The organism is Rahnella variigena, assembly GCF_003610915.1.
GTDB classification, from domain to species: domain Bacteria; phylum Pseudomonadota; class Gammaproteobacteria; order Enterobacterales; family Enterobacteriaceae; genus Rahnella; species Rahnella variigena.
On record NZ_NSDJ01000001.1, the window covers coordinates 4,256,110 to 4,280,355 of the forward strand.

At 52.2% G+C, this 24,246-nt stretch carries 23 protein-coding genes; 6 read left to right on the forward strand and 17 right to left on the reverse strand.

The genetic code is table 11. The features are described 5' to 3' along the window. Positions 1-10: 10 nt before the first annotated feature. The 7 genes from CKQ54_RS19575 to CKQ54_RS19605 all read right to left on the reverse strand — a co-directional run bounded on the left by CKQ54_RS19575 (position 11) and on the right by CKQ54_RS19605 (position 8,063). Entirely contained in the window at positions 11-1,414 is a 1,404-nt protein-coding gene (locus CKQ54_RS19575; protein ID WP_120161522.1) for a c-type cytochrome, read from the reverse strand. Between the two features lie 10 nt (positions 1,415-1,424). Continuing rightward, positions 1,425-3,026 (reverse strand): GMC family oxidoreductase, encoded by a 1,602-nt coding sequence (locus CKQ54_RS19580; RefSeq protein WP_120161520.1) that lies wholly within the window; start codon positions 3,024-3,026, stop codon positions 1,425-1,427. Between the two features lie 26 nt (positions 3,027-3,052). Next, positions 3,053-3,574: a sorbitol dehydrogenase family protein gene (locus CKQ54_RS19585; RefSeq protein ID WP_112288942.1), complete on the reverse strand. Its 522-nt coding sequence runs from the start codon at positions 3,572-3,574 to the stop codon at positions 3,053-3,055. Positions 3,575-3,991: 417 nt separating this feature from the next. Beyond that, positions 3,992-4,330, reverse strand: coding sequence for a nitrogen regulatory protein P-II (gene glnB / locus CKQ54_RS19590; protein WP_013574351.1), 339 nt, complete (start codon positions 4,328-4,330; stop codon positions 3,992-3,994). A gap of 154 nt (positions 4,331-4,484) precedes the next feature. Further along, the gene (gene glrR / locus CKQ54_RS19595; RefSeq protein WP_120161518.1) at positions 4,485-5,822 is read right to left on the reverse strand and encodes a two-component system response regulator GlrR; all 1,338 of its coding nucleotides are present in this window, start codon (positions 5,820-5,822) and stop codon (positions 4,485-4,487) included. Continuing rightward, complete coding sequence (qseG, locus tag CKQ54_RS19600) at positions 5,819-6,595, reverse strand: two-component system QseEF-associated lipoprotein QseG (protein ID WP_120161516.1); 777 nt, start codon at positions 6,593-6,595, stop codon at positions 5,819-5,821. Before qseG ends, glrR begins: the two co-directional genes overlap by 4 nt. Positions 6,596-6,626: 31 nt before the next feature. Beyond that, positions 6,627-8,063 carry a sensor histidine kinase gene (locus tag CKQ54_RS19605; RefSeq protein ID WP_120161711.1) on the reverse strand — a complete coding sequence of 479 codons (1,437 nt, stop codon included), beginning with the start codon at positions 8,061-8,063 and terminating at the stop codon, positions 6,627-6,629. 748 nt (positions 8,064-8,811) lie between these two features. Here CKQ54_RS19605 and CKQ54_RS19610 point away from each other — a divergent pair. Further along, entirely contained in the window at positions 8,812-9,579 is a 768-nt protein-coding gene (locus CKQ54_RS19610) for a hypothetical protein (protein ID WP_244220229.1), read from the forward strand. 93 nt (positions 9,580-9,672) lie between these two features. Next, the gene (locus tag CKQ54_RS19615) at positions 9,673-10,428 is read left to right on the forward strand and encodes a hypothetical protein (RefSeq protein ID WP_120161514.1); all 756 of its coding nucleotides are present in this window, start codon (positions 9,673-9,675) and stop codon (positions 10,426-10,428) included. 14 nt (positions 10,429-10,442) lie between these two features. Here CKQ54_RS19615 and mrdA read toward each other — a convergent pair whose 3' ends face one another. From mrdA to CKQ54_RS19630, 3 genes are all read right to left on the reverse strand, one after another. After that, positions 10,443-12,389 (reverse strand): penicillin-binding protein 2, encoded by a 1,947-nt coding sequence (gene mrdA / locus CKQ54_RS19620; protein WP_120161513.1) that lies wholly within the window; start codon positions 12,387-12,389, stop codon positions 10,443-10,445. A 221-nt stretch (positions 12,390-12,610) separates the two neighbouring features. Continuing rightward, complete coding sequence (locus CKQ54_RS19625; RefSeq protein WP_244220230.1) at positions 12,611-13,009, reverse strand: hypothetical protein; 399 nt, start codon at positions 13,007-13,009, stop codon at positions 12,611-12,613. A gap of 100 nt (positions 13,010-13,109) precedes the next feature. Further along, the gene (locus CKQ54_RS19630) at positions 13,110-13,733 is read right to left on the reverse strand and encodes a LysE family translocator (protein WP_120161511.1); all 624 of its coding nucleotides are present in this window, start codon (positions 13,731-13,733) and stop codon (positions 13,110-13,112) included. Between the two features lie 219 nt (positions 13,734-13,952). Between CKQ54_RS19630 and CKQ54_RS19635 the strand changes: the two genes are divergently transcribed. Beyond that, the gene (locus CKQ54_RS19635) at positions 13,953-14,729 is read left to right on the forward strand and encodes an alpha/beta fold hydrolase (protein ID WP_120161509.1); all 777 of its coding nucleotides are present in this window, start codon (positions 13,953-13,955) and stop codon (positions 14,727-14,729) included. 1 nt (position 14,730) lies between these two features. Here CKQ54_RS19635 and CKQ54_RS19640 read toward each other — a convergent pair whose 3' ends face one another. From CKQ54_RS19640 to CKQ54_RS19665, 6 genes are all read right to left on the reverse strand, one after another. Further along, positions 14,731-15,294 (reverse strand): DNA-binding protein, encoded by a 564-nt coding sequence (locus CKQ54_RS19640; RefSeq protein WP_120161507.1) that lies wholly within the window; start codon positions 15,292-15,294, stop codon positions 14,731-14,733. 48 nt (positions 15,295-15,342) lie between these two features. After that, entirely contained in the window at positions 15,343-15,573 is a 231-nt protein-coding gene (locus CKQ54_RS25830) for a hypothetical protein (protein ID WP_120161506.1), read from the reverse strand. A gap of 155 nt (positions 15,574-15,728) precedes the next feature. After that, positions 15,729-16,742 (reverse strand): ABC transporter substrate-binding protein, encoded by a 1,014-nt coding sequence (locus CKQ54_RS19650; protein WP_120161504.1) that lies wholly within the window; start codon positions 16,740-16,742, stop codon positions 15,729-15,731. 18 nt (positions 16,743-16,760) lie between these two features. Continuing rightward, entirely contained in the window at positions 16,761-18,893 is a 2,133-nt protein-coding gene (locus tag CKQ54_RS19655; protein WP_120161503.1) for a TonB-dependent receptor, read from the reverse strand. Between the two features lie 14 nt (positions 18,894-18,907). Next, complete coding sequence (locus CKQ54_RS19660; RefSeq protein ID WP_120161501.1) at positions 18,908-19,684, reverse strand: ABC transporter ATP-binding protein; 777 nt, start codon at positions 19,682-19,684, stop codon at positions 18,908-18,910. Continuing rightward, the gene (locus CKQ54_RS19665; RefSeq protein ID WP_120161499.1) at positions 19,681-20,730 is read right to left on the reverse strand and encodes a FecCD family ABC transporter permease; all 1,050 of its coding nucleotides are present in this window, start codon (positions 20,728-20,730) and stop codon (positions 19,681-19,683) included. Before CKQ54_RS19665 ends, CKQ54_RS19660 begins: the two co-directional genes overlap by 4 nt. A 361-nt stretch (positions 20,731-21,091) precedes the next feature. Between CKQ54_RS19665 and CKQ54_RS19670 the strand changes: the two genes are divergently transcribed. From CKQ54_RS19670 to CKQ54_RS25550, 3 genes are all read left to right on the forward strand, one after another. Beyond that, positions 21,092-22,342: an L-lactate MFS transporter gene (locus CKQ54_RS19670; protein WP_120161497.1), complete on the forward strand. Its 1,251-nt coding sequence runs from the start codon at positions 21,092-21,094 to the stop codon at positions 22,340-22,342. Between the two features lie 178 nt (positions 22,343-22,520). Continuing rightward, a complete protein-coding gene (locus CKQ54_RS19675; RefSeq protein WP_244220231.1) occupies positions 22,521-22,682 on the forward strand; it encodes a hypothetical protein in 162 nt (53 codons plus the stop codon). A 514-nt stretch (positions 22,683-23,196) separates the two neighbouring features. Beyond that, on the forward strand, positions 23,197-23,334 hold the full coding sequence (locus CKQ54_RS25550; protein WP_162940740.1) for a hypothetical protein: 138 nt from the start codon (positions 23,197-23,199) through the stop codon (positions 23,332-23,334). 673 nt (positions 23,335-24,007) lie between these two features. Here CKQ54_RS25550 and cspE read toward each other — a convergent pair. Continuing rightward, a complete protein-coding gene (cspE, locus tag CKQ54_RS19680) occupies positions 24,008-24,220 on the reverse strand; it encodes a transcription antiterminator/RNA stability regulator CspE (RefSeq protein WP_056781364.1) in 213 nt (70 codons plus the stop codon). Between the last annotated feature and the right edge of the window lie 26 nt (positions 24,221-24,246).

A 24,246-nucleotide genomic window follows, 5' to 3' on the forward strand; every position in this document is an offset into this window, starting at 1 on the left:
TCAGCAGGGATTAATGACGACGGCGACGACGAATAAACAGCAGTGCAATCAGCAGGATAACGAGCAGTCCTGCAATGCCCATTCCCCAATGCGCCAGCTCCAGCAACGGCGAAGGTTTACCGCCAGCGCGCAGTTCTTTCACCCGCTGTGGCGTCACACTCGCCTGATCGTTACCAAATTGCTGCAATAACTGATTACTCAGCGTGGCCACCTGCGTATCTGACAGCAAATGATCAAACGCCGGCATCGCCACATCTTTGCTTTCCGCGCCGCGCTGCACGCCATGCAAAATCGCCATCACCAGATTGTCGCTGTTCAGATGCCCCAGCGCAGTGTTGTTGATGAGCGACGGTAAGCCGCCGTCCTTGCTGCCACGACCGTCCGGCTGATGGCAACTGGCGCAATAGCCGTCATACACCTGCCAGCCGGTCATCTTGTCAGCATCAGCAGGACGCGGAACGCCACGCAAAGTATCGACATAATTCGCCGGTGAGCCGAACTGGTCCGCAGCCCTCGCCTGCCCTTGCTGACTGACCGGCGTGGTTTGTTTCAGCCACACGGCAATCGCCTGCAAATCACTGTCGCTCAGATGGCTGAGGCTGTGGTCGATCGCTTCTGCCATCGGCCCTGCCGCCTGCGCCTTGCCCGGCGCATGACCGGTTTTCAGGTAAGCGGCGATTTCATCCGTGCTCCAGTTACCTGTTCCGCTGACCGCGTCCGACGTAATGTTCGGAGCAAACCAGGTGCCCAGACTGCTGCCGCCCAGCGCTTTATCGCCCTGCTCCGCCATCAGCGCATTACGCGGCGTATGGCAGGTGCTGCAGTGCGCCAGCGCTTCGCCAAGATACGCGCCACGGTTAACCTGATCGCTTTTCGACGGATCGGCTTTAAACGCGCCTTTCTCGAGGAACAGCAGATTCCAGCCAGCCATCGACAAACGCACGTTGAACGGGAACGGCAGTGCGGTCGGCGTTGACGGGGTATCCACCGGTTGCACGCCCTGTATAAAATAAGCGTACAGCGCTTTCATGTCGTCATCGCTGATTTTGGCATAAGACGTGTACGGCATCGCCGGATACAGATTCGCACCGTCGCCGCGCACACCGTCACGCACCGCGTGTTCAAACTGCTCCAGCGTGTAATTGCCGATACCGTCTTTTTTAGATGGCGTGATGTTGCTCGAATAAATGGTGCCCAGCGGCGTTGCCAGCCCGAGGCCACCGGCAAACGGTTTGCCGCCTTCGGTGGAATGGCAGGCTACGCAGTCACCGGCTATCGCGACGTATTCGCCTTTTTTTATCAGCGCATCCTGTTCCGGCGATAGCGCGGCGTAAGCCGTGCCTGCCATCAGGCTCAGGCCAAAGGCCAGCAATGCGCCCGTCAGACGTTTTTGAGATAAACGATTCAGAGTCATGTCAGTCAGCCTATAGCGCAGTTTTGGCAAGATGATCAGCGGTACGTAACGCCAGTGCAACGGCGGTCAGCGTGGAGTTGACCGTGGCCGACGTCGGCATCACGCCGGTACTGGTGATGAACAGATTTTCGTGATCATGGGTGCGTCCGAACGCATCCACCACGGAGTCTTTCGGGTCATGCCCCATGCTCATCGTGCCGGTAATGTGCTGGTTGTTGCCGTAAACGCCCGGCTTACTGAAACGCAAATTGGTGCCGCCCATCAGTCTGGCGATCTCGGTATATTCCTTCACAGCTCGCGCCATACCGCGATGCACGTAATCGTCCATGTGATAAATCGCTGCCGGTTTAGGGATACCCAGTTTGTCTTTTTTGTCGCTGAGAATGATGCGGTTATCGTAGTTTGGCAGCTGTTCCATCACGTTTTTCAGGCTGGTCTGGTGCGACGCACGGCGACGGATTTCGTTATCCAGACTGATGCCGTAAACGCCTTCCGCCAGCAAATCCTGCGTCACTGACTGCACTTGTGAAGAGTTGGCGATATCGATACGGAACGAGGCGTAATCTTTGCGGAAATCACCGTCGCGCAGGCTGTTGATGGACGCCGGACTCATTGGGCCGCGCCCCGCCCACAGAGGTTCTTCAGTTTCAAACGTCAGCGAGTTACTTGGGTGATCCATCAGGTGACGCCCGACAGTGCCGGAACTGTTTGCCAGTCCGTCCGGGTATTTATCGCTGGCGGAAATCAGCAGCAGTTTCGGGCTTTCGATGCCGTTGGCAGCCAGAACGAAGTTTTTCGCCGTAACTTTATGCTCACCTTTATCGGGATCGTAATAATGTGCGGCGACAATACGCCCCTTTTCGTCATGCTCGAGGCGATACACCACCGCGCTGGTGATCAATTTTGCACCCGCCGCTTCGGCGGCCTGCGCAGCGATACCGCCGTGATATTGCGCGTCAATCGGGCAGATCGGCATGCAGTTGTTGTTGCCACAACAGGCCGGACGTCCGTCGTAGTTACGGCTGTTACGTGCGGTGGTGTTCACGATCACGTCATAACCGCCCGGCGCCAGACGCTCGCGAAAACGCTGTTGCAGCCAGGATTCAGCGACCGGTTCCATCGGGAACGGCTGGTTACGCGGTGAACCGTTATTGGGTGCGCCGGACACGCCCATTTTAACTTCGGCTTCGTAATAAAACGGTTCCAGCTCGTCATACGATAACGGCCAGTCACGCCCGACGCCGTACAGCGTTTTGATTTTCATATCGTTTGGCAATACGCGCCACGCCTGCGCCGCCCAGTGCCAGGTGGTGCCGCCCATAATGCGGATATATTCCGCCGGGAACGGATACGGCCCCTGCTGTTGCAGATAATCATTATCTTCCGGTTTATACACCGGATGCGGCGACCAGTCCGAGTACGGATACGGCGACATAAAGTCTTTTTTGCGCGGTGAATTACGGAAATTTTCGGTCAGCGTACCGCGATCAATACGCGGGCCGGATTCGAGAATAATGACGGAGATACCCTGTTTTGCCAGACGCTGTGCGACCAGCGAGCCGCAGATCCCCGAGCCGATGACGACGACGTCAGCGGAAAGTTGTTCACTCATTGCTTAACCCTTTTTGAACGTTATTTTCAGACAGGCTGTTTTGCCCAGGTACCGTAAGCGCCGTAGGCATAGCTCGGTGGATTGAGGTGGTCGCGTACCGCGACATTCATCAGCGCGTTTTCATACGCCAGACAAACCGCCTGCTTGCCATCGCCGACCACGCCGAGATACCACGCCTGAAGGATGCTGCGCGGCAATTTCGCCAGCGCGGGCTGCTGTGTATCCAGCGCTTTTTGCAGGTCAGCGGCATCAATGTGACTGGCCGTGATAAACGCCTGCAACGCCTGAACCTGCGCGGTGAAGTCCGGGTACAGCTGCAACATAGTCTGGTAATAACGTTCAGAAAGGGCCGGATCCAGCTGGTCATGACCGGTCAGATACAGCGAGAGTTGGGTGAAGTCCTGTTTTGCCTGCGACAAGCCCGCTACCGGCGCGGCATAAACCGGGCTAAGCAGAAGCTTGTTCATCAGCGGAACGGAAAGCGCCGCCAGTGCGCCCCCTAAAAATACGCGACGGGAAATGCGTATGGGTTTTTCTGGTTGTGACATTGCAAAGCCTTTTGAATGGGTGTGAAAACCACGATCAACGGAGATCAATCCACACCAGTTCCGGCAGCCAGATACTTTTCACCCTGAATTGTTTTAGTCGGTGATTACAACGTATCTGACAGGTTTATCGAACTGGTATAACAACAAACGTGATTTTACTCGCACTTTTTCAATGAAGTCACAATAAAAACCCCACAAACTTCACATAAAACTAACAAGTAGCATTTTTTGTGATTACCGGCGGAGAGGAACTTTGGGTGCTGATGAGCAGAAATAACGGCTAAAAACCGGATAAACAATGAGTTGAGAAGTGATTGGGTTAAATAATGATTGGTATAACAAGATCGGAGGGAAAGGGAGAATAACAGAGGGAATACTCAGGGCCGGTAACATGACATTACCCGCCCTGATGAAACATTAAATCGCTTCTTCGTCCTGCTCGCCGGTACGGATACGCACTACGCGCGCCACATCGAACACGAAGATTTTACCGTCGCCGATTTTACCGGTCTGCGCAGTGGTCATAATGGTTTCCACGCAGGTATCCACGATGTCATCCGCCACTACGATTTCGATTTTTACTTTTGGCAGGAAATCGACCATGTATTCCGCACCACGGTACAGTTCTGTGTGACCTTTCTGACGGCCAAAGCCTTTCACTTCGGTCACGGTCATCCCGGTAATCCCAACTTCTGCCAGTGCTTCACGGACATCGTCGAGTTTGAATGGCTTGATAATCGCATCAATCTTTTTCATGGCGGACCCTTATAATCATTCGTTTGCTCTCCGCCTTCCTGAGCGGCAGCATGGTTCACAATCTGGTTTCGGATGCCAGAGGCATGCGAAGGCGCTAAAGGTATCATAGTTCAGCCGCAGGAATGTACCTCCAGCCTCTGAAAGTAAATTCCCGTTACTCTTTAAAATCGGTCGCTTCCAGCTCATGGCGTGACAGCAATTTGTAAAACTCAGTGCGGTTACGCCCGGCGATACGTGCCGCCTGCGTGACGTTGCCTTTGGTAATTTGCAGCAATTTACGCAGATAATTCAATTCGAACTGATTACGCGCATCGGCAAATGTCGGCAGCGCGGTGTTTTCACCTTCCAGCGCCTGCTGAACCAGGGCTTCGCTGATCACCGGTGCAGACGTCAGCGCCACGCATTGCTCGATCACGTTCACTAACTGGCGCACATTGCCCGGCCAGCTGGCGGCCATCAGACGTTTAAGGGCATCGGTTGAAAAGCTGCGAACGAACGGTTTATGCCGCTGCGCCGCCACGCGCAGCAGGTGATTAGCCAGCAGCGGAATATCTTCAGAGCGTTCGCTCAGGGTCGGCAGTTTCAGGCCGACAACGTTAAGACGATAGAACAGATCTTCGCGGAACTCGCCCTTCTCCATCGCTTTCGGCAAATCACGGTGTGTCGCAGAAATAATACGCACATCAACATCCACATCCTGATTGCTGCCCAGCGGACGCACTTTGCGCTCCTGTAACACGCGCAGCAATTTCACCTGCAACGACAACGGCATATCGCCGATTTCATCGAGGAACAACGTGCCGCCGGTCGCAGCCTGAAACAACCCTTCGCGGCTGCTTACCGCGCCGGTAAACGCGCCTTTAGCATGACCAAATAATTCGGATTCCAGTAACTGTTCCGGCAACGCACCGCAGTTAATAGCAATAAAGGCTTTCTTGCCACGCGGGCTCGCCCCGTGAATGGCCTGCGCCAGCACTTCTTTACCGGTGCCGCTCTGCCCGTTAATCAGTACGCTGACGTCAGACTGCGCGACCATATTGGCCTGTTCAAGCAACCGCAGCATGATCGGGCTGCGGGTAACAATCGATTCGCGCCAGCTTTCATCGGCCGACGGGCTGGACTGTGCCAGCGCTTCATCAATGGCCTTATACAGCGCATCGCGATCGACCGGCTTGGTGAGAAAACTAAACACACCCTGTTGAGTCGCGGCCACCGCATCAGGAATGGAACCGTGCGCAGTCAGAATAATCACCGGCATTCCGGGCTGGAATTTCTGGATTTCAGCGAACAGCGCCATGCCATCCATTTCATCCATACGCAAATCACTCAGCACCAGATCGATACGTTCACGGTGCAGCACTCGCAGCGCTTCTGCTCCGCTTTCGGCGGTGGTGACACGAAAACCTTCACTGGTCAGACGCATTCCCAAAAGCTTCAGTAAGCTCGGATCGTCATCGACCAGCAATAAACTGGCTGCTTTACGTAACGTCATTTTACGTTCGAATCCTTAGCCGGTGGCGTGTAAGTCTCGGCCGGTTTTACCGGATTATCCGAAGCCGCTTTAACAGGCGCAGTCGCCTCATTATCCGGCAAATCGCCCTGGATCTGTTTGCGCGAAGAGAGCTGTCGCTCAATGTCCGTCAGGTTTTCCAGCTTACGGCGGGTATCGGCGAGATTATGTTCCAGAACCTGCTGCTGTTCAGTCATCGCCTGAAGTTTTTCTTCATTCACTGCCAGCTGGCGGGCATTACGGGCTTTTTCATCGCCCAGCACGACCTGTAAATTCTGACGTTCTCGCCATAACTGTACCAGCGGGCGAATTTGTCCCGGCATCTGGCCACGATACGCGCTGACTTTTGCCAGTAACGCACGGCGCTGCTGCTGATCGGGATCCGCACCGGAGAGCAGAATACTTTGTTTAAATACCTGATCCCAGTTCGTCGCTTGTATCTGCTGCGCCTGATAGCGCGCCTGCGCATCACTCATACGATCGGCGCAGTCCATCGCCCGTAACCAGTACAGTGAGTTCGTTACGGCGTCATTGTCATCGAGTGTCCAGAGGGTTTCACAAGGAGCGATACGAAAGTCGATCACTTTGCTGTCAGGGACGACCTGATCAGACACCTGCTGGAAATAACGGTTGTCGGCAGAATGCGGGACACAGCCCGCCAGCGCCAGTGGCGCACTGAGTAAAAACGCCCGGCTGCGCAGTAAGGTGCGCACCAGACGGGTAGTGATATGGGTGATAAAAGACAATGCGCTCATCAGACGCACCAGTCAGCAAATAGCATCATTATTATTTCTTCTCAGCCGTCAGGGGTAATTCAATACGGAAACAAACGTCCGCATCTTCAACGGCAACCAGTTGCAGCTCTCCATGCATGCGGCGAATACAGTCCTGGGCGATACTCAACCCCAGACCGCTGCCTTTCACAGCCCCTTTTCGTTGCTGGCTACCCTGGTAAAAAGGTTCAAATATCATCGCGCGCTCGGCCTGCGGGATCGGGGTTCCGGTGTTTGCCACCTCGATAATAACCCGTCCGTGTAATTCCCGGCTGCGGACCCAAATAGTACCGGATTCAGCCCCGTAGTGCACCGCATTGGAATAGAGATTATCCACCACGCGCCGCAATAACGTCGGCTCAGCCAGACAGGTCGGCGCATCAATCTTGACCTCACTGCGGATCTTCTTGGCGCGTGCCGGCAGGCTGTTAGCCGTCACGACATCATCAACCAGCGATTTCAGATCAACGGCCACACTGAGCGTCGGCACATCAGCCAGTTGGCGATTGTAATCAAGCAGTTGTTCGATAAGCGTCTGCAAATGGCGGCTGCTGTTGTTGAGGATAGCCACCACTTCTTTTTGATCTGACGTCAGCGGACCGGCGACTTCATCCGCCAGCAGTTCAGTCCCTTCACGCATGCTGGCGAGCGGGGTTTTAAGTTCGTGGGAAATATGGCGCAGGAATTCGTGACGCTGCGATTCCAGCCATGCCAGGCGCTCGCTCAGCCAGACGATGCGCTGCACCAGAGAACGGATTTCGCGTGGCCCTTTAAAACGCGTCACATCGCCCAGATTACGCCCTTCCCCCAGCCGGTTAATCATCCGTTCGACGCCTTTTACCGGCCCGATTATCATGCGGGTGAACAACAGCACCAGCGCGCCACTGAGCAGGAAAAGCACCAGCGCCTGCCAGCCAAAGAACTGACCGCGTTCGGCAATCGCGCGCTGAAGTTGTTGTCCGCGTGAGAATACGACTTCCCGCGTCGCCTGTACCATTTCGGCATTAGTGCGCGAGAAATTCTCAAGACGCGCAGAAGCATCTTTATCCGGGGAGTTATTCTGGCAGGTCGGCTGTGTAAGCTGCGTCAGCAAGGTGCGGAGTGTCTGATAATAACGTAAATCCGGCAGCACTGAGGCATGCGCATCCAGCAGCTGGGAATATTGTTTGTGCTGATTCTGATAAAGGCGGGAAAGCGTCGGATCGTCGAGAACGCAATACTGTCGATAACTGCGCTCCATTTCCAGCGCAATACTGGACATCGATTCGCTGCGGCGGGCGTCACTGAGCGTAGTCCGGTTGATTCGCGCCGCCTGACGGCTCAGTTGATCAAGGCTGTCGTACGCCTGATAGGCCAGCACCAGCAAGGGCAGCAGCACCAGCAGAAAAGCCATCAGTACCAGCTGACGTAGCGAACCGGGGAATAAACGTCCTCTTTTCAACGCATTCATCTCATTTATCACAGATAAAGTCATGCTAGCGGACAACGGTTTAAACAGCCAGTGTCTGAGAAGATACGAAAAGGGTTAAATGGGTGAACTAAGAAAAGTATGAGAAGTATGAAGGGTTGGTATTGCTGAACATCCAGACGGATGTTCAGCAAACCGGAAGAGGTGGTGCCTCACTCAACGTGTCGTTCGATGTTTGATAACGTGCTTGCGCAACGATTATCGGTCGGGTGAACGATAGGCACCGTTTCTTTGGCGTCATTCGGACATTATGAGCATATCAACGCTTTCGCGTGAGCCAATCATAATCAGGTGAATGAGCAACTGCGCTAATCTAGCACGTTCCGTGCCAATATTTAATAAAAATTATCATATACCTGTATTTAAAGGATATTTACAGTTAAATCATTTTCAGGCACTGGCAAAAGCACGGTTAAGTTGATGAATAAACAACCTTTGCGTCGCCAAAAAACAACACAATTGAGAAATAAAAAAATATCCTTTAAATATCATAAAATTAAATGTCGCCAAAAAGAGACAACAATAACCTCCATTGTCGTCATATTATGACATCTGGCTGTCAGTGGTTGATCACAACCTTTTTACTGAGCTGCTTATGGCTGTACATCGCCTGATCAGAATCTGCCAGTAAGGCCTGCACACAGAAATTGTGGTTCGCTGAATCTCTCAAATAAACATTTTTCAACCATGGATTTCTTAATGACTAATTAAGAAAATACACGAAAATCACATGTTATATTTCAGTGACCATGCTCTATTTATTCGTGAGATCATTATGTTTTCCCGTAAAAAATCAGGAATTGAATTTATTAAAAAACAGGATATTAATAAGTTATCCGGTGGGAAGGAAAAAATACTCAGCAGCTGGCGTTCTCTGCCGGAAAATTATGTGCTGGTTCATGCCTTTGAGGGTGAAGAAAGTCCTTTTTGCCAGCACCGCGCAGAGTCTATTTTAAGCAGTTGGGATATTATCAGCACCTCGTTGGTTGACTTAAAAGATATTAACCCCTTAAACAAAATTAAACGCTATACCGGGATGTATTGCACCACAGCCTTAATTCTGGATGTCCCGGTGCAAAATATTCTTGGGACGCATCCGACTGACGTCTGGTTTCCTAATCATATCGGGCGTGAAAATGACTATGCAGCGGGAAGAATTATCGATGCTTCAGCCCTGAGTCGGGCGATATTCCGGGGAGAAGGCAAAGAAGATTACCATTGTGAAGGTGGATATCAACGGCTGCTGACACCTCAGGCGCTTCTGTCAGAAGATAAAAAAACACGCTCTATAGAATCACATAATGAGGTACTCATTATTGGTCGCCCGGGAGTTAAGTTATATGCAGGCCTGCCGGCAACACAAAGGATCCGGGTGCGCAAAATAGTCGTTGCCGAACCGACAGAGAGTAACGGCATGTATGACTATTATGCAGGCTCACCAGAAACAGTCGCCGCTAAAGTGGCGGAAATCAACGAATTAGAATACGAAATAGTTTGAAGGAATTTCGATAAGTACAGGATCCCGCCTGATGTAACACCATAACGATGAAAGCAGGCTTAATAAAATATTGACTATTTCAGGATTGATAACATGCCATTTCTCAAAAAAAAAACCGCAAAATTATCCCCGGAAGGACTGCTGTTAGCTGAGCAGGAAAATAAAAAAATGCTCGAGATGCAGAGAACGGCCACACTGCAAAGCTGGGCTGTTCTTCCTGAGAACCATGTGTTAGTTCACACTTTCCAACTGCACGAAAGTCCGTTCTGCCGCCAGGATGCCGCTTCTCTGTTTAATGGCTGGGATATCTTCAGCACATCACTGGTTGATTTAAAAGATATTAAAAAACTCACGGCAGAGACCTCAAGGTACACCGGGATGTATCACAACGTCGCGCTGGTACTTGAAGTCCCCCGACAAAATATACTCGGCACATTCCCGCGTGACGTGAATTTTATCAACCATGCAGGACGGGAATACTACAACCCCGCAGGAGCGGTGGTCAGACCCTACGAACTTGTGGACTGTATTAAGAGCGGCAGAGGGAAAGGGAAATTCAGATGTGCCGGTGGATACCAGCAACTTTTAACGCCTGCAAATCTCATGACGCAAGATAATTTGACCCGTAAACAATACAGCCACAATGAAATACTCGTTATCGGACGCCCGGGCCTGAATTTATATGCAGGGCTGCCTCCCACTCAAAACATCCGGGTGACCAAAGTGTTAGGCGTCGATAAAACTCTGTTCCCTGACTACAGTAATGTCCATTTTGATCACATGAAGACCACGGAAGAGATCGGAAAACACGTTGCCCGGCTCAACAACGTGCCCTTCGAGATGATCTGACTCAACGCCCGGCATCAATGCTCGCTAAAACCCAGCGAATTAGGTGTCGGAACCGGTTGTTCGCAGTCTGCCGGATTATCCGCTTTTGCCGGATCGCACATTGTCGCCTGCGGTGGCAGGAAGATATGGTCGAGTATGGCACGCGCGGTGGGTCCGGCCACCACGCCGTCACCGCCGCCGTTTTCCATGATCAGCGCCATCACCACCGTCGGATGTTTGTAAGGCGCAAACGCCGTGTAGAAGATGTGGTCACGCAAGCGAACCGGCGTCATTTTAGCGTTATAAACCTGATTCTCACGCAGGCTGAAAACCTGCGATGTACCGGATTTCGCCGCAATCTGATAAGGCGCCGTGTGGAATAATTTATAGCCGGTACCATTCGGGAAATTTGCCATGCCAAACATGCCGTTTTTCACAATCCCCCAGATTGGCGATTTCGGATCCGCTATTTGCTGCGTCGGCGGCATTTTATATGGCGTAATCACTTTGCCGCTTTTTGCTGAATAAAGCAGATGGGGCGTTTCCAGCTTACCGTTATTCACCAGCGCACTGAGCGCCCGCACCATCTGAATTGGCGTCGCGACCCAATAGCCCTGCCCGATACCGACAGAAACCGTATCCCCCTGATACCAGCCTTTTTTATGGACTTTCATTTTCCATTCACGGCTTGGCAGCACGCCATTATATTGCTCGTCGAGATCTATCCCGCTCGACTGCCCGTAGCCAAATTTACTCAGCCAGGTATGAATACGATCGATGCCCATTTCATAGGCCACCTGATAGAAGAAGGTATCGGCAGACTCCTCAATCGCTTTGGTCACGTTAAGCATACCGTGGCCGGTTTTCAGCCAGTCGCGGTAATGGCGTTCGGTGCCCGGCAGCGTCCAGGTAGGCGCACCGAAGAACGTAGTTTGCGGTGTGATCACCCCTTCAAACAACGCCGACGTGGCCATAAAAGGTTTGACCGTGGAAGCTGGCGGATAAAGCCCCTGCGTAACACGGTTGATCAACGGCAGGTCAGGGTTTTTCAGTAACGCACTGTATTGCCTGGTGGAAATCCCGTTCACAAACGGATTCGGATCATAGCTCGGGCTGGAGACCATGGCTTTAATGCCGCCGTCCCGGGGATCCATCACCACCACCGCCGCACGCTGACCTTTCAGGACTTTCTCGATGTACTGCTGCAACCCCAGATCCAGCGTCAGATAGATATTTTGTCCGGCCTGCGGCGGAACCTCTTTGAGCAGGCGCACCACGTGGCCGTGGTTATCCACTTCCACTTCCTGATAACCGGTACGGCCATGCAGGATATTTTCATAATACTTTTCAACGCCCTGCTTGCCGATATCGTGGTCAGCGGCGTAATTCTCCGAAATCCCTTCGGCATCAAGACGTTTGGCATCTTTATCGTTAATTTTAGACACGTAGCCGACCACGTGCGCCAGCTCCGCGCCATAAGGATAACGACGCTGCTGATAGGTACTGATGGAAACGCCGGGGAAATCAAACTGGTTCACGGAAAAACGCGCGACTTCCACATCGGTCAGCGCCAGCTTCAGCGGTATCTGTGCAAAACGACGGCCGTGGATCATGGCGTCGTGGAAACTGTCCAGATCGTCTTGTGTGAGATCGACAATCGGTTTCAGTGCGTTCAGCGTGGCGTTAAGATCCGGCACTTTGCCCGGGATCACTTCAATCTGGTAAAGGGTAATATTTTGCGCCAGCACCACGCCGTTGCGATCCATAATCAGCCCGCGGCTTGGGGCGATCGGCAGCATTTTGATGTCATTCTGATTTGAGCGGGTCTGGTAAAAATCATGCATGCCCACCTGCAGGTGGTACAGATTGAACACCAGCGCAGAAGACAGCAGGATCACGACCAAAAATGCAATCACGGCACGACGAACGAAAAGGACGGACTCGGCGGTATGGTCGCGAATTTCGTCGTTAAGTAAGGCCATAAGCGGGCAAATACCTTTTTTGTCTGCTTCTTGAAGCGGGCGAAATGAATAAACGGAGACTGGAAAAGTGCGAAAGGATAGCCCGTCATGCCACGGACGACTATAAGAAGTGTGCTAATGAACTGGCAGGAGTGTTTCTATTTATTGCAGTGCGATATTGCGGGGCGCTGAGACATGGCTCATGCGCCCACAGGGATCAGAAAACGCCCGGATAAAGATTTTTACTTCGCGGTATTCACTTTGCAATCACCGTAAACATACCCTTCTGTCTGGGTTGCCACGACAAAGCTGTCTTTGACGTGAATATACATCAGGTTATCTTGCGCGCCCGCTTTCATAGGCTGATTATCTTTGCCGATGATATCCGTCAGTTCAGGACTGGTGACCATTTTGCTGCCATCAGGTGAGAAACTGAACGTGTTCCCCGCATCATAAACCTGGGCATTTTTGTTCACGACTTCAGAAACATCATTGCCATCATCAGACTGAGTATGATGAGTTAACACGCACTGATACTGCGTGACAGCCGATGCTGAAAACGACGCCAGTGCCAAAATCACCGTCACACAACTGCCTAACCTGACCATCAGATAAATCCATAAAGTGAGCAAGAGTTCCATGCTATCACTTGTCTGGCTGATAGAAAGAGCCTGCCAAAGAAATATTCACAGGCTAAATATTTTAAGCCAAATTATTCTGTTTAAAGAATTTGATTGCGGATTATTTAGACAAAATGAGCTTAATCCCTAACAGCGCCATCACCCCGCCACTCACACGATCGATCACATTTTTGTAATGCAGATAAACATTTCTCGGCCGGGCTGAAGACAGCACATACGCCACGAACGCATACCATAACGTATCAATGGTAAAGGCCAGAACCGGCAGTACGATATACAGATAAACCGGTATGTGATGTGAAAGCAAAGCAGCGAAAACACCGGCCAGAACAATCGCCGTGTTGGGGTTACAAAGCTGCGTCAGTAAACCAAAACTAAAACCTTTTCGGAAACCGATTTCTGCAGACTGCGTCGCATCCACATGCAAGCTTTTGTGAGAACCACGAAACATTTGCACCGCCAGATAGATCAGGTAAATCCCGCCACCGACTTTCAATACCTTATACAACCACGGCACATTCAACAGAATGGAATGCAGGCCAGAAAGTGCAATTACCGAGAAAATAGCACAACCCACGCCCATCCCCAGCGCGGTCGCCAGACCGTCACGACGTGAAGAAGACACCGCCGTTTTTGCGACCAACACAAAGCTTTGCCCGGGACTCATCGCTCCCAGTAACAGCGCCACACCAATACTCAACACCGACAACCATTCAGCTTGCATCGCATCGTCCTTTTCTGCTTCGGTAAAACTCAAATTTCACTTTTATAATCAGTCTGGTCAATAGGGCAAACGGCACTACGCTGTAAAAAACATTACTCCGTTTGTTTACTTATTTTTTGTACTGCCGGTAAGGAAGTTTCTGCCTATAATCCGCAGATTGTACTTAAGCCAGATAGTGCTTAAGCAAAATAGTACGTGAGCCGTCAGCAAAGGATCGAGATGAAATCGTTTAAAGTACCCGGTACGCAAATGCATTTACGCTTCCATGAATTGTCCGGGATGGGGGTTCCGCTGGTTTTTATTCACGGTCTGGGATGTGCGTCTTCCTGCGATTTTCCGCGCGTGGCGACTGATGCTTCATTACGTCCGCGCCGCTCACTGTTGCTCGATTTGGCAGGTTCAGGCTACAGCGATAAGCCCGATGATTTCAGCTACAGCCTGCAGGCACATGTTGATTGCGTGATTGTCTGGCTTGAAAGCCTCGGCGTACCGCAGGTCAACTTAATCGGTCATAGCATGGGCGGCAGTATCGCCATTATGGTGGCGGCGCAACGCCCTGATCTGATCCAGCGTCTGATTGTCGCCGAGCCGAATCTTGACGCAGGGGGCGGAATATTCAGCCGCGCTGTTGCCCAGTATTCTGAAGAAGACTATCTGCGCGAAGGCCACGGGCATCTGATTAAGGTGGCGGTTCGCGGAAATGATCACATCTGGGCAGGATGCATGGGCATTGCCTCACCGCTGGCGATCCACCGTCAGGCGGTCGGGCTGGTCAATGGCGAAACGGTGTCGTGGCGCGAACAGCTTTATCAACTGAAAATGCCCGCGACCGTATTGTTTGGTGAGTTTTCATTGCCAGAACCTGATGTCGCCGTTCTGCCGCTGCATGGTATTCAGACCGCTGTCGTGCCGCAGGCAGGTCATTCGATGATGTGGGAAAACCCGACGGGTGTGGCGGCGGCAATTAATACCGCGCTGAATGCACAGGCGTTGTAAGTCATAACGAAAAAACAGTGATATCTTCCTGATGCTCAAGCAGGTACGCAAACTGGCTGACTTGTTTGGGCTCAGGAGCAGAACGCAATTGCAGTGCCAGATTAATGTTTGCCAATATTCCGGCGTTTTCAACCAACTCATCACTGGCCGTGATACGTCCTTCGCTGACCAGCCAGCCCGCGACGTCTTTCCATCGCCAGAGAGGCGAACTCCCCTTAAGCCGCTGGACAGGATTGGGGAAATTACGCGGACCTCTTGCACCTTCCTTCAATAACGCCACTGACTGCCGGGTCAGTCCCGCCAGCCCGGCAATATCACTCAGCCCGACTAAAACAGTATCCACTGACTCAACACGTGCATTCAGGCCTGCAGATTCAATATCACGGATAGCTGTCATGATTGCTTTTGCCAGGGAATCACTTTCCCGGTCAAATTCCAGATAAACCGAGGTGCCATAAAAGGCAATCAGGGCATCGTCACAACCGCTCTCGAAGAGCGCATCTTCCAGCCTTGTAGTATCGGAGGTGACACCTGAAAGTGTCAGTGTGAAGTTATGAAGTGGCAAAGAATTTCCTTATTCAGGGGGCAGAAAAAGGCGGTTTCCCGCCTAAAATTACGGCTTATCGGGAGAGCAAGGTTCTACCCTTCTGACGATCTGAGCAGCATGATTTTCCGGATTTCGGGGAGTAGACCAGATACTCATCATATGTTCCCGATGAGCAGGTATTCCACACCGAATCCGACCAAAGCAGTGTGAGCTGCTGCCGCCACCGACAAAATGCCAGCCTTTAGAAATCGCATATTCAATGGCTGCGTGAATATGTTTATTAGGATGTGCCTTCATTGGCCTCCTGTTGCTGTAGTATAACCACCCGTTGACATTCGTCAACACCAGCATGCATACGCCCTCATGCACGCCGGAAGTGTATCCTTGCAACAGGGGCTAAAACCTTGAAAAAATGACAATTTGAAAAATAAATATTGCGGCTTTTAATCCGCTTAAAATTTCCCTGCCAGAATCTTTTGTGCCTCTTCCGGCGTCAGGGGATAATCAAAGAAACGGCGGTAAAAGTCCCGGGTGGCCTGCACCATATTCAGATCCGGGAATAGCGCCGGATGCAGCTTCTGAGCCGCCCACTGGATTTGTAACGCGGTCTCCGTGCCATAACGATCCCAGGGAAAAACGCCTGCCGGATTTCGCCACACGCGCCCCCGTTTCACCGCGTCCAGCAGCGCAAACTGACTGGCATACGCCGATGTTGAAATATCTCCGGCGCTGGCCGCCAGAATGATCACATCCGGCTGCCACGCCAGCAGTTGTTCAGCGGAGACCGACTGCATATTGCCCTTCAGCCCGTCGGCCGCATTACGCCCCCCTGCTGCGCGGATCCACTGATCGATCAGCGTATCGCTACCGTCCACTTTCAGCGGATTCAGGGACTGAATATGTAATACTCGCGGACGTTGCTGTACGGCCAGGCTTTCCGTTTTCGAGGCAATCGTCTGTAAATGATTGTCCAGATAATGAATGTAATCCTCTGCACGTTTTGCAGCCTGCGGCGTGCCCAGCACCTGCGCGGTGGTGCGCAGGGAACGCTTCATGGAATCGAAATCGGTGAATTTCATCTCAACTACCGGCAAACCAGCCTGACGCAGCGCAACCGCATCACGGTTACCGGCACTGACAAACACCACATCCACTTTCATCGCCAGCAAACTCTCGGCATTAAAGGTGGTGCCTTTTACCGACAGCGCCTGATTCAGCGACGGCTGAATGTGAAACATCCACGGCTGGCTTTCGGGATGATTTACCGTAGCAACGATTTCCCCTCCTGCGCCGAGCGTCATCAGCAGGGAATGATGCGCGTACCAGGCATCAGCGATCCGTTCTACCCTGGCAGGCAGCAAAACCTGTTTTCCTGAATCATCCGTCACTTCGCGGGTTGCACTGATGCTGCCCAGACTGAAAAGACTCAGCCCGAGCGCCAGAATCAAACCTGTCGGTAATTTCATTTCTATTCCTCAGATGACTTAAAACTCAAGCTGCATCGATACCTGCGCCATGCGTGGCGCACCGAGTTGTGCAGACGCATTACCCGCACCGCTGTAACCGTTCAGGCCACCGGGTACAATATTGGTCCAGTAATGGCGATTGGTCAGGTTAGTCAGATCGAAGCGGAACGTGGTGTTGGTATTGAACAGACGCGTGCGGTAGCTGCTTCCGGCATCAAACACTGCGTAGCTGCCGACCCAGTTATCGTTGGCGTTATCCGTCGGGCGTTTGCCGACATAATGCACGTTCGCGTCCAGATCCAATCCTTCAACCTGTGGCAGACTCCAGACTGTCAGCAGATTTGCCGTCACACGGGACAAGCCGACGATTTGTTTGTTCTCGCTGGATGCCGACGCAGTATCACGCAGTTTTGAATCAAGGAAGGTCACGCCGCCAAAAATATGCACGTCGCGGCTCACGTTGCCATCCGCCATCAGTTCCAGTCCGCGGTTACGCTGGTTGCCGTCGTTGACAAACTCGCCATCCTGCAACGTGTAAGCAAACGGACGATCAATCTGGAACAGCGCCGCCGACAGATTCGCTTTACCGACACGCAATTTGCTGCCGACTTCAATCTGCTTGCTGCGGTACGGTGCGGTGATTTGCCCTGCGTTGGTCGAGCCAGCCGGCGCGGTATCACCCTGTTGCAGGCTGTCGGCGTAGGTGGTGTAAAGCGTCAGGTTATCAACCGGTTTATACATCAGACTGGCCGAACCGCTGAAACCGCTGTCGTTTGAGTCGCTGGTGCGCTGACGGGTTTTGGCATAGTTCGCCGAGGTCAGGAAGCTTTCGCTGCCTGCCAGTAACAGGCTCCATTTTGGCGAGAAGGTCAGCGTATCGCCCACCGAGAATGCCTGCTGAGTGCTGGTCGCGGAATGATAACGGTTAGAGAAATCGGGGTAATCCGGCTCGGCGAAATGTTGCAAATCATTGATATTGCCGCTGCCCAGCGTCGCTGTACCGCCATTAATCGGGTTGTAGTTTTTCCACACGAAACCGCGCATCCCCAAAGCTACATCATGCTGCAGCCAGCCGGTATTCACCGTGCCGTTCAGGGTCGCCATATAACTGTTGATGACAAAACGCGTCGCCGTCGCGCTCGACACCGTGGTTTTGTAATCGCCTTTATTATTGACCAGTGTATTGGTCACCGCCGTTGACTGGCGATCGGCAACCTGATGCAGGAAGCCAATATCCGACTGCCAGTTACCGTCAAAATCATGTTTGAGATGCGCGCTGTAGGTGCTGGTGTGATTGTCATCACCGGCATAAGTTTGCCCCAGATTACGCTGCGTCGGGTTCATAGCTTTCGGGAATGCCACGCCGCTCGCCAGTGCAAAGGTGCCAGGCAGGCCTTTTGTCACATAGCGGTAATAGCTGAAATTGCTTTCCAGTACGGTCTGATCGGTGAGCTGAAAATCCAGCGCCAGACTGGCAAGCTGGCGTTTTTTACTGCTGCCGGAGGTATAACTTCCACCCTGATCATTGAGCAGATTCAGGCGATAACGTACGCGCTCGCCGCTGTCCAGCGGACCGCTTAAATCCAGCGCACCCAGTCCGGAAATCCCGGTTCCCATACCCAGCGTCAGGCTGTTTTTCGTGGTGTAGCCCGGACGTCTGGAGACAAAATTAAACATCCCTGCCGGGTTTGCCGGCCCGTAAAGAGAACCCGCCAGCCCGCTGAGCACTTCAATTTGCTGGAACTGTTCCGCCGGATAATCGGTGGTCGATACGACATTCAGTCCGTCGATCATTGAGTTCTGCACCACGCTGCCCTGGATCCCACGCGTCTGCGGGCGGGCGCCGTCACCCTGTACCGATGGCAGATATTTGTACACGTCTTTGACGCTTTTGACCTGCTGGCGGGTGATGACACTTTCCGGCACGGACTGTACGGAATAAGGCGTATTGAGCACATCGCGTTTGCCCAGCACGCCCATCGTGGCGCTTTGCGAACTGGAAGCGGAAGGATCCCCGGCAGCGGTGTCGGCATTTTTCGCACTGCCGTTAACCGTAATGGTGTCGGAAGTTCCGGCTGCCAGCGCAGATCCTGCAGACAAAAGAAGTCCGCAAGCGCCAGCCAGAAGCGGCGCCTTTATTTTACTTTGCATTGGTGTTCAGTCCCTTAAGGAATAAAAACACGGTGTCCGCTGTTCAGATCGATTTGTTGTACCTGTGTCTGATAAATGCGGGAAATCAACGCACTGTCCACCACTTCTGACGGCGCGCCATCGGCTATCAGCCGACTTTCGTGCAGCACTAATGCCCGGCTGGCGGCCATCAGTGCGTGTTCCGGCTGATGAGTGATCATCAGCAACGTGTAACCTTTTGCAGCCAGGGTTTTAAGCTGCATCAGCAGATGCAACTGATGGCCGTAATCGAGGCCATTCACCGGTTCATCGAGCAGAATGACCGGCGTGTCCTGCACCAGCGCGCGTGTGATCAGCACCCGCTGGCGCTCGCCGCCGGAAAGATCGGTGTAAATGCGTGCAGATAAATGCGCGATACCGTTTTCTTCAAACGCCAGCTCAACGCGCGAAATATCCTGCGGCGACGGGCTTCTGACCATGCCATTTACGGGCAATCTTCCCTGCATGACCACCTGCCAGGCAGTGAAAGGAAAATGGGGGTGATGATGTTGCGGGACATAGGCAATATGACGGGCTATTTCGCGCCGTTTCAGGGTGGAAAGCGGCATTCCAGCCAGTTCAATGTGCCCGCTGGCGGGCGCTATCAAGCGCAACAACAATTTCAGCAGCGTGCTTTTTCCCGCCCCGTTCGCGCCAAGTAACGCCACGCATTCTCCGGCCTTCAGGTCGAAAGAAATGTTATCGAGCAAGGTGCGCTGACCCAGCCGATATGAGAGATTTTTAACCGAGAGACGTTTAACAGAAGCAGTCATGCCCAGCCCCGCCGGACAGTTTTCAGCAGCGCGATAAATGCCAGCGCACCGAGCAGTTCGGTGATGATGCCCAGGGGAATTTCGCCCGGTGCCAGCGTCCGCGCCAGACCGTCGCACAGCAACAGAAAACAGCCGCCCAGACAGACCGCCACCGGCAATAACCAGACGTTACTCGCGCCCACCAGCAGACGAGTCAGATGCGGGATAAGTAACCCGACCCAGCCCACCATGCCGGCAATACTGACCGTCAGCGCAGAGATCAGCGTCGCCAGAATAATGGTGCCATAGCGGTAAAAACGCACCGGCACGCCAAGGCTGTATGCCTCATCCTCACTGAGTGTCATCACGTCCAGCACCCGCCCGATAGCGGCCAGCAGCACAATGGCGACAACCAGCACCGGCGCGGTCAGCAACAGCGCGTGATTATCGACCGCACTCAGACTTCCGAGCATCCAGTACACAATCGCTGGCAACTGATCCTGCGGATCAGCGACGTATTTCACGATCGACAACAGTCCGGTAAACAAGGCATTGCTGATGATGCCGCCCAGGATCAGCATCAGAATGGACGGTGAGGCAAACAGGCTGGCGATACCCACACCCAGCGCCACCGCCAGTAAACCCGCCACACAGGCCAGCGCGGGGATCCACAAACCGTTCAGTCCGGCCACAATACTCAGTGCCGCGCCGAATGCGCAGCCGCTCAGCACGCCAAGCAAGCCCGGCGACACCAGCGGATTACGAAACACCGCCTGATAAGCTGCACCGGAAACCGACAACCCGGCGCCAACCAGCACCGCTGCCACAATCCGTGGCAAACGTGAATCAATAATAATGTTATGCAGCAGCGCGTGATCTGGCGCTGACACATCAGAGCCGATGAAATTCATCAATCTGCCAAATGAAATCGGATATCTACCAATGGTCAGTGAATACATTATTCCTACCAGCAACAGCAGCAGGCTGAGAATAAAACACCGGCGTGGCGTCAGAAGTCGGGCGCGCTGGAGCGGTGACGCAGGCGCCGGTTCCGCAGAACGAGTCATTTGTTAGCACTGAAAGTAAAAATGAGGAGTGCCGGAAGGGTACGACCAAATGCCGGTGAGCACAACGTTATGTACCAGATGATACAACGAAACCTTTGTAACAAAATTTGTAACCGGGTCTGAAAAAACTAAATGACGGATTAGTGATCCAGATCAACTAAAACCCGCGCCCCGCAAGGGCTGCAGCGGTGTTTTAAGTCCAATTTCAGGGTGTTTTTAGCCCCAAAATGGCGACTCATACCGTCATGGATGCATTTCATTCCGCAACTCGTGCATCTCACTCCGCAAATGCGCCGCCCCACATCGCCAGACTTATCATAGCCACAGTTAATTGAATCTACTTCGCTCGGGAGAACCCACTATGAGTGACAAATCTGGCATCCAGAATTACAACCGCACACGCGTACTGACGTTAATCGGCACTATCCTGACTCAGCTTGCACTGGGTTCCGTTTATACATGGAGTCTGTTTAACGGTCAGTTGTCTGAAAAACTGGGTGAACCGGTGAGCCGCGTGGCACTGACCTTTGGGATCCTGAGCCTGTGTCTGGCGCTGGCCTCTTCGGTCGCCGGTAAACTTCAGGAACGTTTTGGTGTGCGCACCGTGACCATTGCCGCAGGTTTGCTGATGGCTGCCGGTTTTGCACTGACTGCACATTCCGACAATGTTCTGATGCTTTACATCAGCGCTGGTGTGCTGGTCGGTCTGGCGGACGGTGCAGGTTATCTGCTGACGCTGACCAACTGCGTAAAATGGTTCCCTGAACGCAAAGGTCTGATCTCCGCCTGTTCAATCGGCGCTTACGGTCTGGGCAGTCTGTTATTCAAATTCGTTTGCGGTCATCTGCTGGCGACCGAAGGCCTGCAAAATACCTTCATGATCTGGGGCGGCATCGCGATGGTGATGGTTATTGCCGGCGCAATGATGATGAAAGATGCGCCGAAACAGGAAACCGCAGACGTCACCCGCGAAGAAAACAGCCTGAATGACAGCACCAATGACACCCGCGATTTCACCCTGGCAGAAGCCATCCGCGCGCCACAATACTGGATGCTGGCACTGATGTTCCTGACTGCCTGCATGAGCGGTTTATATGTGATTGGTGTGGCGAAAGATATCGGTCAGAGCCTGGTAAAACTGGATGCAATGACCGCCGCCAACGCCGTAACCGTGATTGCAATTGCCAACCTGAGTGGTCGTCTGGTGTTGGGTGTGTTGTCCGACAAAATGCAGCGTATCCGCGTTATTTCCATCGCGCAGATTGTGTCACTGGCAGGGATGAGCCTGATGTTGTTCACTCAGATGAACGAGATGATGTTCTTCTTCTCCGTCGCCTGCGTCGCCTTCAGCTTCGGCGGTACCATTACGGTTTACCCGTCGCTGGTCAGCGATTTCTTTGGCCTGAACAACATGACCAAAAACTACGGTCTGCTGTATCTGGGCTTCGGTATCGGCAGCATCTTTGCTTCCCTGGTCGCTTCCCTGTTCGGGGGCTTCGCAGTGACGTTCAGCATCATCACCGTATTATTGATCGTATCATTGGTTCTTTCTGCCACGATTCGCTTACCGAATAAATCAGAAGCAGGTCATAATACGCTCCAGCACGTGTAAAGCAGCAGTTGAGCGCAGCATAAATGATGAACGGGAGCACAATTTGCTCCCGTTTCTTATGAATAAAGCAGTTAAAATCGGCCGCTGAATCACGCAACCCTTATGACAAAATGTGAACAGACCGGACACCTGCAAAATGAAACGCACCACCCTCGCTCTTTTTAGCCTGATAATCGTAATGACTACTTTCAACAGTTTCGCCCAGGCTTATCCCTCCAGCGCACAGGAAGTGGCTTCCGAAATTAACCGTAAAGCCAGTGAAAGCGGTACCCGCCCTTCCACAACCATCGACGCCAGCGCGCACACCAAACTGACCGCCAGCAGCGATTACCTGAAATAAATCCTTTGCGCTTGCCCGGTTGTTTTGCGGTCAAACGTCCTCCTGACCGCACTTCATGAGATTTTTCAGACTAAGTGATCAAAATTAGAGCAGATATTTATCCCTATAATTTCTATGTTTGATATAATTTCTGCGGTGAATTGATTATCTGAATGATCAAACCTACACAAGGAGTGTGAAATGAAGGCAACTGCATTTTGGTTAGTGATGGCCGGAGGCTCTGTCGGGATCGGTTACATGATGGCTTTGATGATGGAGTTTCTCTAATCCTGTAACGTTGTATGCATCAGAAAAATAAGGATATTAAATGAAATTCTACAGCCCTAAACGCATTATCCTCTATACCGCCGCTGCGATTGCGCTACTGATCATCATCGGTCTGGTCACGCATTTCACCGTCAGCCACCTGGCCGCGTAACGTTTTTTCTTCCGTTTTCCGTTTTGCCACGTGGCGATACAACCGGTATCGCCGCATAATGCTGTCATTGAGCAGTCAAAGCGGAAGGATTGAAACATGACCTACAAAGGATTAATGATTGTTGCCGTCGTCATTGTACTGGCAAGCATAGGTTCTGAATCATTGATTCAGAAAGGAATTGCGCTGGCGGACGCCAAAATCGATCAGGTTATCTCACATTACGCCGACAAATAAGCCTTACATCTGCTGGACTAACCTTACCGGGTGATGACAAAACCATACACAGCGTTTGATATCTTAAATCCATCAAATGTTGTGTGATGTCCCTGTGTAATACCCCTGTAGAACCCTGTTATTTTGCCCGCCGCGTGCGGGCTTTTTTTTGCCTGTTTTCCGGCAAAGCAGCAATTGGGATTGGATTGGATTGAATTGGATAAAAAGCTTATTACAAAGCATTTGGAGAGTTGAGCGATTGGCTCTTATTCACGAATAATTCGAGTTGCAGGAAGGCGGCAAGAGAAAGAGTCCCGATGAGCTTACTAATGTAAGTGATTCGGGTGACTGAGTGCGGCCAACGCACCTGCGGCTTGAAGTATGAAGGGAAGAAGTGCCGGTGCTTTCCCGGCCGTCATATTATGGTGCAAGCGTCCATCGTACACTCCGACATTGCACGGCCTGAGCACGGCCTTTTCACAACAGAAAAATCGACTGGGAGATAAATAATTCAACCGGCTTTTCTGTTGTGGCTCCTGGAAATAAATTCAGAAGCTTTTAGATAATAAACCCCGGCGTTGGCCAGGGCTTATTTTTGTCATTGAGTATGTCGATACTGAAATATTTATTCTGTCTGCTCCGGGTTTAACCCATCTTCGCTATTGCAGAGTATTCACTTCAATATCTGGCGACATTACAGAACGACAACGTTACCGGCTGATGGGCCTTTCTGACCTTGTTCGATGGTGAACTCAACGTTCTGACCTTCGTCCAGGGTTTTGAAATCATTGCTCTGGATTGCAGAGAAGTGAACGAACACGTCTTTGCTGCCATCTGCAGGGCTGATGAAACCGAAACCTTTACCAGCGTCAAACCATTTTACTAAACCAGTCATTTTATTAGACATAGGAAATACCTTCTTCGTTTTTATTT